Source organism: Caballeronia sp. LZ003 (assembly GCF_031451465.1).
Taxonomy (GTDB): domain Bacteria; phylum Pseudomonadota; class Gammaproteobacteria; order Burkholderiales; family Burkholderiaceae; genus Caballeronia.
The window spans coordinates 1-9,908 of the sequence record NZ_JARUXJ010000254.1; the positions used below are offsets into that span (position 1 = coordinate 1).

Annotated in this window: 10 protein-coding genes and 1 pseudogene; 8 read left to right on the plus strand and 3 right to left on the minus strand. The window is 61.5% G+C overall.

What is annotated here, in order from left to right; translation table 11 throughout:
- Positions 1–246 precede the first annotated feature (246 nt).
- The 4 genes from QCE79_RS38170 to QCE79_RS38185 are packed head-to-tail and all read left to right on the plus strand — an operon-like array spanning position 247 to position 4,282.
- Entirely contained in the window at positions 247–1,230 is a 984-nt protein-coding gene (locus QCE79_RS38170; protein ID WP_309854080.1) for an acetoacetate decarboxylase (ADC), read from the plus strand.
- A 31-nt stretch (positions 1,231–1,261) separates the two neighbouring features.
- Positions 1,262–2,695, plus strand: a complete 1,434-nt coding sequence (locus tag QCE79_RS38175; RefSeq protein WP_309854083.1) for a coniferyl aldehyde dehydrogenase — start codon at positions 1,262–1,264, stop codon at positions 2,693–2,695.
- The gene (locus QCE79_RS38180; RefSeq protein WP_309854086.1) at positions 2,692–3,222 is read left to right on the plus strand and encodes a MerR family transcriptional regulator; all 531 of its coding nucleotides are present in this window, start codon (positions 2,692–2,694) and stop codon (positions 3,220–3,222) included. The genes QCE79_RS38175 and QCE79_RS38180 overlap by 4 nt, the downstream gene beginning before the upstream one ends.
- Positions 3,203–4,282, plus strand: coding sequence for a saccharopine dehydrogenase NADP-binding domain-containing protein (locus tag QCE79_RS38185; protein WP_309854089.1), 1,080 nt, complete (start codon positions 3,203–3,205; stop codon positions 4,280–4,282). The genes QCE79_RS38180 and QCE79_RS38185 overlap by 20 nt, the downstream gene beginning before the upstream one ends.
- Before the next feature lie 67 nt (positions 4,283–4,349).
- Here QCE79_RS38185 and QCE79_RS38190 read toward each other — a convergent pair whose 3' ends face one another.
- A complete protein-coding gene (locus QCE79_RS38190; protein WP_309854092.1) occupies positions 4,350–5,186 on the minus strand; it encodes an alpha/beta hydrolase in 837 nt (278 codons plus the stop codon).
- Between the two features lie 157 nt (positions 5,187–5,343).
- Positions 5,344–6,281 (minus strand): annotated as a pseudogene (locus QCE79_RS38195) (SDR family oxidoreductase).
- Positions 6,282–6,386: 105 nt separating this feature from the next.
- On the opposite strand from QCE79_RS38195, the gene QCE79_RS38200 reads away from it, so the two are divergent.
- Both QCE79_RS38200 and QCE79_RS38205 read left to right on the plus strand, forming a co-directional pair.
- Positions 6,387–6,836: a MerR family transcriptional regulator gene (locus tag QCE79_RS38200; RefSeq protein ID WP_309854095.1), complete on the plus strand. Its 450-nt coding sequence runs from the start codon at positions 6,387–6,389 to the stop codon at positions 6,834–6,836.
- A gap of 147 nt (positions 6,837–6,983) precedes the next feature.
- Positions 6,984–7,676, plus strand: a complete 693-nt coding sequence (locus QCE79_RS38205; protein ID WP_309854098.1) for a type 1 glutamine amidotransferase domain-containing protein — start codon at positions 6,984–6,986, stop codon at positions 7,674–7,676.
- Positions 7,677–8,043: 367 nt separating this feature from the next.
- Here the strand turns inward: QCE79_RS38205 and QCE79_RS38210 are convergent, their stop codons facing one another.
- A complete protein-coding gene (locus QCE79_RS38210) occupies positions 8,044–8,208 on the minus strand; it encodes a MerR family transcriptional regulator (RefSeq protein ID WP_309854101.1) in 165 nt (54 codons plus the stop codon).
- Between the two features lie 228 nt (positions 8,209–8,436).
- Between QCE79_RS38210 and QCE79_RS38215 the strand changes: the two genes are divergently transcribed.
- Both QCE79_RS38215 and QCE79_RS38220 read left to right on the plus strand, forming a co-directional pair.
- Positions 8,437–9,213, plus strand: a complete 777-nt coding sequence (locus QCE79_RS38215; RefSeq protein WP_250466559.1) for an alpha/beta hydrolase — start codon at positions 8,437–8,439, stop codon at positions 9,211–9,213.
- A 35-nt stretch (positions 9,214–9,248) separates the two neighbouring features.
- Entirely contained in the window at positions 9,249–9,626 is a 378-nt protein-coding gene (locus tag QCE79_RS38220) for a hypothetical protein (protein WP_309854106.1), read from the plus strand.
- Positions 9,627–9,908 lie beyond the last annotated feature (282 nt).

A 9,908-nucleotide genomic window follows, 5' to 3' on the forward strand; every position in this document is an offset into this window, starting at 1 on the left:
AGTGGCCTAATTCGGAAGTCCGCCGGAGGCGCCTCGCAACGGATCGCTTTTACCGGCGAACTTCCGTACTCGACCCTGCGCGGGCCTTCACATTGCCCAAGGGCGGTCGTTCAACAGGTGTGGTTGGCGGCAAATTGTCGACGCGGCGTGCCCCATGACGCATGGAGTGGCCCGAGAGGCTTGACCTTGAAGTTAGCTTAAAGCTTACGCTAAGCGGCGATGCCATTTCACCGTCGAGGCAAGAGCATGAAAAGCACGTCGCTGCCCCCCTCTGTCGACTCCTCCCTGCCGGCCCGAGCCACGGCCGCTCCGGCGGCTGCCGAAACTGTTGTGATCAAGATCGGTAGCCACGATGTCCCCGTGGTAAAGGGCGGGCTGTATGACCGCTTTCGCTCCAGGCCGCCGCTTTCCGTCATCGCCGGCGAGTCGCCGGCCACCGACCTGAGCTGGTTCAAGGGGATCATCAAGGCAAAGGTGGACATCGGCTTTGAGAGCTGGTCGCCGAACTTCTATTACGAGAACAGCCGTGTAACGGCCATCTTCACCGCCGATCTCGCACGGCTGCGGGAATTGATCCCGCCCAAGGTGCTGGAGCAGGTGCAGCCGCTGCAGGTGTGGCCGGGCAGAGGCGTTATCGCGCTGACCGCTTACGCCTACCACTACTGTGACAACGACAGCTACAACGAGATCGGCCTATCCGTCGTCACCAACAAACCCGGTTCGTCAAACCGGGGGCCGCTTTCCTTGATAAGCCAGTCGTTTTCCGACGATTTTTGGGGCTATGTCCTGAAGCTGCCAGTCGATACCGAGCTGGCACGAGTGCGCGGCGTGGTGGGCTACAACCTGCCCAAGTGGCTGACGCGCATCGACTACAGCGAGGGTACGAGTAACGTCGTCGTCAAGGTCTTCGACAGCCAAACGCAAGCGCTGGACGTCACGTTTCAGACGCGAAAGCTCGACGTTTCTTCCAGCAAGGAAACACTGGTGACTAACAGTTTCACGACCATCGACCCGCGAGGGCGGTTGACCACCGGCTACACCACCTCCCGACAGCTGCGGCACGCCAGCACGTCCAGCGCGAATGCCGTGAAGCTGACGCTGACGGACGGCAGCCTCTCGCGCTTCATCGCGTCGCTGAAGCTGGGCAAGATGGTCAAGTACGAGTACGTGCCCGAGTTCCAGGCTGCGCTGTACGCACCCCAGCTGCTCAAATCCGACGCCGGGCATTAACAGCCGTCGTCCAGAAACCGGGAGAGAGCGTATGACTGAAAACAACACTCGCATGGCCGACCTGCTTATCCGGCAGCGCAACGCATTCCTCCACGATGGGCCGCCGGACCTGGCGTTGCGCAAGGTCCGGCTCGCCCGGCTTCGTGCCGCCGTGCTTGCGCACCGCGAAGCAATCAAGGATGCGGTCAGCGCCGATTTCGGCAACCGTTCGCGCCATGAGACCGACATCATGGAGCTGTCCTGCGTCATCCAGGCCATCGACTACCTCTCCAGCCACTTGCGCCGCTTCATGAAGCGCGAGCGCCGCCACGTGCATTTCTTCTACCGCACGGCGCGCGCCTGGGTCGAATACGAGCCGCTGGGCGTCGTGGGCGTGATGGCGCCGTGGAACTACCCCGTCTCCCTCACGCTGGTGCCGCTGGCAACCGCGTTGGCCGCAGGCAACCGCGCCATGCTCAAACCCTCGGAGCTGACCCCGCGCACCAGCGAGGCGCTCCGGCATATGCTGGCCGGGGCTTTCGCGGAAGATGAGGTGGCCGTGGTGCTGGGCGGCCCAGAGGTCGGTGCCGCGTTTAGTGCACTGCCATTTGACCATTTGCTGTTCACGGGTAGCACGCAGGTCGGTCGCAAAGTGATGCGCGCTGCCAGCGACAATCTGGTGCCCGTGACCTTGGAGCTGGGTGGCAAGAGTCCGGCCATCGTGGCGCGTGGCCACGTCAACGACCGCGCCGTGCAAAGCCTGGTGTACGGCAAGCTGTCCAACGCCGGCCAGACCTGCGTGGCGCCGGATTTCGCCATGGTGCACAGGGAAGACCTGGAAGCTTTTATCGCCCGGTACACCGCCACGGTTCATCGCTTTTACCCCGCTGGTCCGGCTAGCCGCGACTACACGACCATCGTCAGCGATCGTCACTATGACAGGCTGTGCGCGCTGGTCGACGACGCGCGCCGCAATGGCGCCCGCGTGATCGAGGTGGGCGAGCGCCCTGCCAACATGCCCGGGCGCGAGCGCACCCTGGCGCCGACCCTCGTCGTCAATGCGGGCGATGAAACGCCCCTCATGCAGGAGGAGATTTTCGGCCCCATCCTGCCGGTGCGTACCTACGGCACCATCGACGAGGCCATCGCCTATGTGAACGCGCGGCCCCGCCCGCTTGCGCTCTACTACTTCGGCGCCGAAGACCGCGATTGCGCCAGGCTTCTGGCGCACACCACATCCGGGAACGTCGGCATCAACAACACCCTGATTCACGTGGCGCAGGATGATTTGCCCTTTGGCGGCGTCGGCCCGAGCGGCATGGGGGCCTACCACGGCATCGAGGGTTTCCGTGCGATGAGCCACGCCAAGGGCGTCTTTGTGCAGGGCCGCTGGAACTTCCCCGGTCTGCTGCATGCGCCCTTCGGCAGGCTTGCCGACATGGCCGTCTCGCTCACGTTGGGAAAAAACAAGGCGTCATCGACATGAAGATCGGAGAACTCGCCCTGCGCACGGGCCTTGCGCCGTCGCGTATCCGCTTTTACGAGCGAATTGGGCTGCTGAGGGTCGTGGAGCGGCAGGCCAACGGCTACCGCAGCTATCCCGAAGGTGCGCTTCTCGTGCTCCAGTTGATTACGACCGCGCAAAAAGCAGGCTTCCGCCTGGATGAGCTACGCGCGCTACTACCTGACGATCTGGCCGCCTGGAAACATGGCGACCTGATCGGCACCCTGCGTCGCAAGGTTCAAGACATCGAGGTATTGCAAGTGCAGCTTGCCGGCAACAGAGCGCACTTGCTCGCGCTGCTGGCCCAGATCGAAGCCAAACCTGCCGACATAGATTGCGCCGCGAATGCCCGGCGCGTGCTGTCAGAAATGCAACGGGGCACGCAGTCAGGGCAGCCGGCCAACCTCCAGTCTGAGCCGCCAGGCCTTGGGCGGCCAATGACGGTTCCCCGTCAGACCACGATTCCATCTCCTGAACAGGAACGATGCAATGAGCAAGCAAAGCGGTAGTCCCGAGCGCATTCGCTGGATGATCTACGGTGCGAACGGCTACACCGGGGAACTGATCGCCCGCGAAGCAGCGCGGCGGGGACTTAATCCCGTACTGGCGGGGCGCAGGCGCGAGAGCGTCGAGACGCTGGGGCGCACGCTGGAGCTGGAGGTGCGTGCCTTCGACCTCGATGACGTGGTGGCGCTCACTGAGCAGATCCAGGGCCATGCGCTGGTGCTGAACTGCGCCGGCCCGTTCTCGGCGACCGCAGCGCCGATGATGGAAGCCTGCCTGCGCGCCGGCGCGCATTATCTGGACATCACCGGCGAGATCGCTGTATTCGAGCACGCGCAGTCGCTCGATGCCCGCGCACGGGACGCCGGTGTGGTGCTGTGCCCCGGCGTGGGCTTCGACGTTATCCCAACCGACTGCGTGGCCGCAGCGCTGAAAGCGGCGCTACCGGATGCCACGCATCTCGCGCTGGGCTTTGACTCACGCTCGGGCTTCTCGCCCGGCACCGCCAAGACCTTGGTCGAGGGACTGGCCCAGGGCGGCAAGGTGCGCCGTGACGGGAAGATCGTCACCGTGCCACTGGCCTACAAGGTGCGCCGCATCGACTTCGGAGATGGAGAGAAAGAGGCGATGACCATCCCCTGGGGCGACGTATCGACCGCCTGGCACACCACCGGCATTCCGAACATCGAGGTGTTTATCCCCGGCTCGCCACGCATGATCACCAACGCCAGGCGTGCTAACTATATCCGGCCATTGCTGGGACTACCGTGGGTGCAAAAGCTGATCAAGGCGCGCATTGCCAGGACAGTGAAGGGCCCCAGCAAGGAAAAGCGTGCAAAGATGCCCACCTTCGTCTGGGGGGAAGTCACCAATGCACGCGGAGAGAAAAAGACGGCGTGCATCCGCACCGCCAACGGCTATAGCCTGACCATCACCGGCTCGCTGGCCGTAGTCGATCACCTGATGGCGGCCCGCCCCGCGGGCGGTGCCTACACACCGGCCAGACTGGTGGGCGCCGATCTGGTCAAGCGCCTTCCAGGGTCGGGGCTGCTGCGGATCATCTAGCCCCGCTGGTCAAATCGTTCCACCAGCCAGGCGCCGGTCACCACCTTTCCGAGCGTCGACCGGGAGGCTACGCGCGGATGAACGCAAGCAGGTCGGCGTTGATCACGTCCGCATTGGTCGTATGCATGCCGTGCGGGTAGCCGGGATAGATCTTGAGTGTGTTGTGGGCGAGCAGTTTGTCCTGAAGGATCGCGGCGTTCTTGTAGGGAACAACCTGATCGTCGTCGCCCTGCATGACAAGCGTTGGTACCGTGATCGCTTTCAGATCCTCGGTCTGGTCGGTCTCCGAGAAAGCCTTGATGCCTTCGTAATGGGCTTTCGCACTGCCCATCATGCCCTGGCGCCACCAGTTCTGGATGATGCCCTCTGAAACCTTTGCACCAGCCCTGTTGAAACCATAGAACGGCCCCGTCGGAACATCGAGATAGAACTGCGAACGGTTGGCGGCGAGCGCTGCGCGGAATTCATCGAATACCTCAACCGGTGTGCCGCCGGGGTTGCTATCCGTCTTGACCATCAGCGGCGGTACCGAGCTGACCAGCACCGCCTTCGCCACACGGCCCTGGGGCTGGCCATACTTCGCGACGTAACGCGCGACCTGGCCTCCCCCGGTCGAGTGGCCGATGTGAACGGCATTCTTCAGGTCCAGGTGCTCCGCAACCGCCGAGGCATCCGCCGCGTAGTGGTCCATGTCGTGCCCCTCGCTGACCTGGGACGAACGGCCGTGGCCACGGCGATCGTGCGCCACGACTCTGAAACCCTGGGCGAGGAAGAACAGCATCTGGGCGTCCCAGTCATCCGCGCTCAGGGGCCAGCCATGATGAAACACCAGCGGCTGCGCGTCCTTCGGGCCCCAATCCTTGTAGAAGATCTGAACCCCATCCTGGGTCGTAACGTAGGTCATGATTTCGACTCCTTGCTTGCTGGCTGCAGGTTGAAGTGAGAATCGAGCGGCGGCTTGCACGGTTTGAAAAGAGTCGTGCCAGCCGAATCCGCCTGATCAGGACATCCTTTAAACCATAACGTTGAAGTGTAGTTCAAGGTCAAGCGATAAGTGATGCTCATGGCACCGTACCCGAACACTCCTTACGGACCAGTTCCAGTCCCTGCCGGTAGGTCGTCACCGCGAACTCGGGAAACCGGCGCTTGAACTTCGTGGAATCAAAAAGATTGTCCTGCTCGTAGCGGGGCAGCAATTCCCTTAGCTCGCGCACCTGCTTCGAGAACAGCCCGACAGCGGTCAGAGTCCACTTGCTGATAACCGAAAGGTCGGGCTCGCGCCCAAAGACCTGGCTGGCCATTACGACAAACTCCTTGTACGTCGGCCGGCCGTCGCTGCATGGCAGATGCCAGGTCTGGCCAAAGGCATCGGGAGCATTGCCCAGGGTCACCAGCGCCCGGCTCGCGTCGGGCGTCCAGATCAGCGTACGCCGCGTATCGTCGCGCACGGGCACGCGCGGCTTCTTGCCGGCCTGGAGTTTTCGATGACCAGCGCGTTCGTGAAGCTCTGCGTCTTGCCTGGGCCATAGAATTCGGGCGCCCGGCCAATGAGCACCGGGATCTCGCCGCAGGCCATTTCTTCGAGCACCATCGTGGCCATCGCCGCGCGTACCTTGCCCTTGCGGCCCACCGGGGCAAAGGGCGCTTCCTCGGTCAGTAGCCGCGCATCCTGCGGATACATGTAGGTGTTATCGAAATAGGCGAAGCTCGCGCCCGCCACGCGGCAGGCATCCAGAGCGTTCTTCAGCATCGTGGGGAACTGCGCTTCCCATGGCGCCGTGTCTGGCGGCAGGCCGGCCGTGAAGTAGACGATGCTGCTTCCCTTGACCGCATTCAGGGTCTGCTTCGCATCAAGAAGGTTGGCGGACACCAGCGTGTCGGTGTCGTTGACCTTGCGCGGATTGCGGCTGACGAGCCGCACGTCGCTGGTGTATTTGCGCTTTAGCTCCCGCGCCAGTTCTACGGCGATCTGACCGTTCGCCCCCAATATTGTCTGCATGCAGTCCACCCTTATGAAATTGCACCTGTTGGTGCGATGGACTCAAGGTTAACTTTGAAGTAATGTTTAAGGTCAAACCCTGTGGGCACTCGAAGCACCTCGATCATGAAAATTGGAGAACTTGCAGAGCGCACCGGCCTGACAACCTCACGCATCCGTTTCTACGAGCGCGTTGGCCTGCTCAAATCGGTCGAGCGCCAGATCAACGGCTATCGCAGCTACCGCGACGATGCGGTATTGATACTCAAGCTGATCGCGACCGGGCAGAACGCGGGCTTCAGCCTGGACGAACTGCGCACACTACTGCCTCGCGACCTCGCCAACTGGGAGCATGGCACCCTGCTCGACACGTTGCGCCGCAAGGTGCAGGACATCGAAACCATGCAGGCACAACTTGCACAAAGCAAGGCTCAACTGGTTGAACTGATGGCGCAGATCGAAGCCAGCCCGCAGGACATGGATTGTGCGGCCAACGCGCGGCGTGTTCTGTCGGAAATGCGGCTAGTGGAGGCCGAAAAGCCCCCGACCAGCACGAAGGCCCGTCGCCGCCGTTAGGGAGGGATCGTACCCAGGTGCCCATACCGCTTGACATTGAAGTTATATTCAACGTTAGAGTTCATCCACGGTTCCTTACTGGAAGGTATACGAGATGGACAGGCATTTCACACAGGCCTAGTTCGCGTCACACACGGGAGACTGCGCATGACCAGGCGAATACTTCACGTCGTCACCAACGTCGCTCACTACCAGGATTCGACGCAGCCAACCGGCCTCTGGCTATCGGAACTCACCCATGCGTGGGAGGTCTTTGCCGCCCATGGGTACGAGCAGCGCATCGTGAGTCCGCTGGGTGGCCGATCGCCGCTGGAGCCTCGCTCGCTGAAGTGGCCGCTCGCCGACGCGTCCGTGAAGGACTGGCTGGCCGATCCGGCGCGGATGGCGCTGCTGTCATCCACTACAAGACCGAATGAGATCAATCCGATGGAGTTCGACGCGATTTACTTCACCGGCGGACATGCTGTCATGTGGGACTTCCCCTGCAGTGAGGAGTTACAGCGCATCACCCGCACCATCCATGAACGCGGCGGCATCGTTTCATCGGTCTGCCACGGCTATTTCGGACTACTGAATACCCGGCTGGATGACGGCTCGCTGCTGGTAGCCGGGCGGCGTATCACGGGGTTTTCGTGGCGGGAAGAGGTGTTGACAGGAGTGGCTGTGAAGATGCCCTACAACGCCGAGGAGGAGATGAGACAGCGCGGCGCGCGCTACGAAAAGGCATGGCTCCCTTTTGTTTCGAATGTCGTTGTCGACGGCAGGCTCGTGACAGGGCAAAATCCCATGTCGGCCAGGGCGACCGCTGAGCACGTGGTAGCGATATTGAAATCCTCATGAACTGTTGCCAGTTAGACCCCTTACGAGGTACGTGACGGCTTCCTCACGGGAAGCGCTTTCGCCCCTCCGCATTTCGCCAATGAAGAGTTACAGTTCGATTCCAGACTCACTGCTGCTTCGGGAAAGCCGCCATCTTTCAGCCAGCGGCTTACAGTGCGGCCTGACTAACAAAAATTGCCCATACAGAGGCACGGTCAGGCATCCGACCTTTCTCGTTCAATGCTTGAAGCGACTTCAAATACCGCGCGGTCATATGGTTGGATTATGGACGGTCTATGCCACTGTGTCGAACGCCTCACACTGGCCGTAGTTCACCGGCAGCAGGTGACAGATCTGATCGAGGGAGAAGCCATCGTGATGCGCACTTTCAATAATTCCGAGGCACGGATACTGCTGTGGGCGAAAAGTGCCGGTAACCATTCGAGGTCCGCTCGACAGCGCTGTCCAGGCCGCTTGTTTCATAAAAACTGATGCGCGACGCCGAAGGCCCCGACAACGGGGCAAGTTCACCTAGGTTCAGCGACCCTTTCAAATAAGGTTGACCTTGAAGCGGGCTTTAATCCTATAGTGGTCTACGGTCTTGATGTACCTTGGCTCGCGCATCACAGTCACGGCCCATGAACGGTTGTCGCTCGCCCGCAGACCGACGCGGCTGACGGGTTGGTGCCGATGCGACGGCCAGGCAAGGCATCTCGGCTCGCCCGTTTTCGCCGAACACGCGGTCACGTCCATTTACTGAAGCAAAGGTAAGGAGCTCAGCATGCCGAGAATCGTTTTTGTACACGGAATGTTTCAGAACCCTAAAAGTTGGGAAAAGTGGGTTGCCTATGTCACGTCCAAGGGCCACGAATGCATTGCGCCTGCCTGGCCGTTGCACGAGGGCGAGCCGCGAGCGCTCCGTGAGAATCCTCCTGAGGGCCTGGGCGATCTCAAGCTGAGTGACGTAATTTCGGTCATTGAACGGGTCGTCTCCGCCGAATCAGAAAAGCCGATCTTGGTCGGTCATTCGGTGGGGGGGCTCATCACGCAGATCCTGCTCAACCGCGGCTTGATTGCCGCCGGGATAGCTATTGATTCAGTCGCGCCGAACGCTATGGTCGACCTCGACTGGGGGTTCATCAAGAACAGCACCGTCATCGCTAACCCGCTGAAAGGGAACGAACCGATTTTAATGGATGCCAAGACGTTTCATGGCTCCTTCGCCAATACTCTCACCGAAGAGCAGGCTGCGCGGGAATTTGAGACGACGGCGACACACGACAGTCGCAACGTGCTGCGGGGCTGCATGGGACCGGACGGCAAGGTTGACGTCGATGCCGCGCACGGTCCGTTGCTGCTGATCGGCGGCGAGGAAGACCAGATCGTGCCTGCCCACTTGACTGAGAAGAACTTCAAGGCGTACGCGGACCGAAACAGTGTGACTGAGTTCCAAAGCTTCCAGGGGCGCAGCCACTATATTTGCAATGAGCCTGGCTGGCAGGAAGTGGCCGACGTCGTCCTGTCGTTCATCGAGCGCAACGCGTCGCTCATTGTTTGACGCCTCGATTCTATGAGACCCGGTACCGGGGCTTCATGACCGACGCGTTGAACGAGCCGCCGTCGTGCAAGGTCGTGGAACGCATCCCGCGCGGCTCCGCCAGCGTTCACACGCTGAGTTCGGCCCACCTCGGCTGCGTCGGCATCAACGGCGCGCTGGCCTGTCCGGACGACGCGAAATCGATTCGCCGCGGATGCGTGCGGCGCCGCGCTGCCTCGCAACAGGCGCTCCGGCAGCGGCTGGAGCGCGCGCAACGCGAAGAGGATCTGCTCGCCACGGCGGACAGCGCGACCCGGGCATCCTTCGTGATGGCGGTATCGCAAGGCATGGCCGTTCAGGCAAAAGGGGGCGCTTCGAGGAAGGCGCTCGAACGGATGGCCGTTTACGTTCTCAGTACCTGGCCTTTCTATTGACGTTCAGATGAAACATCAGTGAGTGAAATTGCCGTACCGGTTGGGGCCTCGGTCGCTCTAGACCCATCGGGTCTGCTGCGGTGCATGCCTAATCCCGCCTTACGCCTACGTTCAACGACTGCTCTCCGAGCTACAACGGACCTTGCAACGGTGCGAACTCAAGGCTAGCGAGTGGCAGAAACTGGCCGTCACCACCCGTTGAATTAGCGTGCCGCCATGCTGATGTTGGAAGTCTCATTGCTGACGTCTTGACGTTCGTGCAAGCGGGTACTACCGGCCACA